Annotated in this window: 1 protein-coding gene; it reads left to right on the forward strand. The window is 58.1% G+C overall.

Translation table 11 applies throughout. The features are described 5' to 3' along the window. Positions 1-2,474: condensation domain-containing protein (locus tag E0698_RS26150; RefSeq protein WP_192513417.1), on the forward strand; the 2,474-nt coding region annotated here is incomplete at both ends.

Raw genomic sequence — 2,474 nt, forward strand, 5'->3', positions numbered from 1 at the left:
GTCGTCGTCAGGGAAGATCAAGAAGGTCAGAAAGCTTTGTGCGCTTATTATACAGCGGAAGAAGGCTTGACGGCGGCGGACCTGAAGCGGGCGATTGCCAGCGAGCTGCCGGGGTACATGATCCCGTCGTACTTCGTGGAGCTGGAGCGCCTGCCTCTGACGCCGAACGGAAAGATCGACCGGAAGGCGCTGCCGGCACCGGAAGGGGGAGCAGGCGGAGGCCGCGAATACGTGGCGCCGCGCACCGAACTTGAGGCGAAGCTGGCCGCCATTTGGCAGGATGTGCTTGTTCGGGAGAAGGCGGTAGGAGTAACGGACAACTTCTTCGACCTCGGCGGACACTCCCTGCGGGCGACGACGCTTGTCAGCAAAATGCATAAGGAGCTAGGCGTTGAATTCCCGCTTCGCGACGTATTCCGCTACTCGACGGTTGAGGAAATGGCCGCGGCTATGGAGCGGCTGGAGATCGGCTCGTTCACGGCTATTCCGGCTGCGGAACCTAGCGAGTATTATCCGCTCTCTTCCGCTCAGAAACGTCTCTATATCTTGAACCAGCTGGAAGGAGCCGAGCTGAGCTACAACATACCGGGAGCTATGCTGCTCGAAGGGGAGCTCGACCGGCAGCGGTTTGAAGAAGCGTTTCGCGGGCTCGTAGCTCGTCATGAAACGCTGCGTACCGGCTTTGAGATGGTAAAAGGCGAAGCGGTTCAGCGGATTTACGAAGAAGCCGCCTTCCAGGTGGAATATGTGCAGATCAGCGGGGAGCAGGCGGAAGAAACGGTGCGCCAATTCGTTCGTCCGTTTGATCTAGCGAAGCCGCCACTTCTGCGGGTAGGCCTTGCCGAACTGGCGCCGGACCGGCATATTCTGATGTTCGATACGCATCATATCGTATCTGACGGCGTTTCGATTGACGTACTGATCGAAGAGTTCGTCCGCTTGTACAGCGGGGAGCAGTTGGAGCCGCTCCGCATTCAGTACAAAGATTATGCGGTATGGCAGCAATCGGACGAGCAGAAAGCTCAGCTTGCCAAGCAGGAAGCCTACTGGCTCGACATGTTCCGCGGAGAGCTGCCGGTTTTGGAATTGCCGACGGACTATCCGCGCCCGGCTATGCAGAGCTACGAGGGCCGCACGCTGCAATTGTTTATGCATAGCGAGAAAAGCGAGGGTCTGAAACGACTTGCAGCCGAGAACGGCGCAACGCTTTACATGGTTCTGCTTGCTGGTTATACAATATTATTGCAGAAATATACAGGGCAAGAAGACGTGGTGGTCGGTACGCCGATTGCGGGAAGAAATCACAGCGACGTTCAGCCACTGATCGGGATGTTCGTCAATACCCTGGCCATCCGCAGTTATCCGGCTGCCGGTAAGACGTTCCTTGACTACTTGAAGGAAATCAAGGAGACGACGCTGGGCGCTTTTGAACATCAGAATTATCCGTTTGAGGAACTGGTGGATAAGGTGAACGTGACTCGTGATTTACGCCGCAATCCGCTGTTCGATACGATGTTTGCTTTGCAGAATACAGAGAATTTGGAAATCCAGCTTCCCCGACTCCATTTGTCGACGTATGCCAGCGAAGAAATTGTTTCTAAATTCGATCTCAGCTTGGACGTCACGGAGATCGAGGAAGGCTTGGAATATCTGTTTGAATACGCCACTGCTCTTTATAAAACCGAAACGGTGGAGAAATTGGCCGCTCACTACTTGCAGCTGCTTGAATCCATTCTCCGCAACCCGTCGGCGACTATTGCCGAGCTGGGCATTTTGACACCGGCGGAAAAAGAGCAAATTCTCGGCGCGTTTAACCCGGCGCAGCCGGAAGCGGCTCCTGCGACCGCGTTCCACCGGCTGTTTGAGGAACAGGCGGAGCGCACGCCGGAAGAGGCGGCCGTCGTGTACGAGAACGACCGGCTGACGTATGCGGAGCTGAACGAGCGGGCGAACCGCTTGGCGGCTACGCTGCGCGCAAGCGGCATCGGCCGGGAGTCGATCGTCGGCATTCTCGCCGAGCGTTCGGTGGACTTGCTGGTGGCCGTGCTGGCCGTCTGGAAAGCGGGCGGGGCGTATGTGCCGCTCGACCCGGATTATCCGGTGGACCGCGTGCGGTTCATGCTTGAAGACAGCGGAGCGAAGGTACTGCTGACGCAAACGCCGCTGCGAGAGCGTGCCGAAGCCTGGCTCGACGAAGAGGAGCTGGCGCTGGCGGCGGTGCTGTACCTGGACGACGAAGCGTCGTACAGCGAGGAGCGGGCGAATGCGTCGGTTGTCTCCGGCATTGTCTCCGGCAAGCTGACGGATGCTGTGGACGACGGCGATGAGAGCCATCAGAATGTTGGCACCGACAGCTTCCATGAAGCCCGTCCGGAGGATCTGGCGTACGTGATCTATACGTCGGGAACGACGGGCAAGCCGAAGGGCGTGATGATCGAGCACCGCAGCCTGGTGAACACGGCGGCGGGCTACCG

The sequence above is a fragment of the Paenibacillus sp. 23TSA30-6 genome, from assembly GCF_014858585.1.
In the GTDB taxonomy this organism is placed as follows: Bacteria; Bacillota; Bacilli; order Paenibacillales; family Paenibacillaceae; genus Paenibacillus.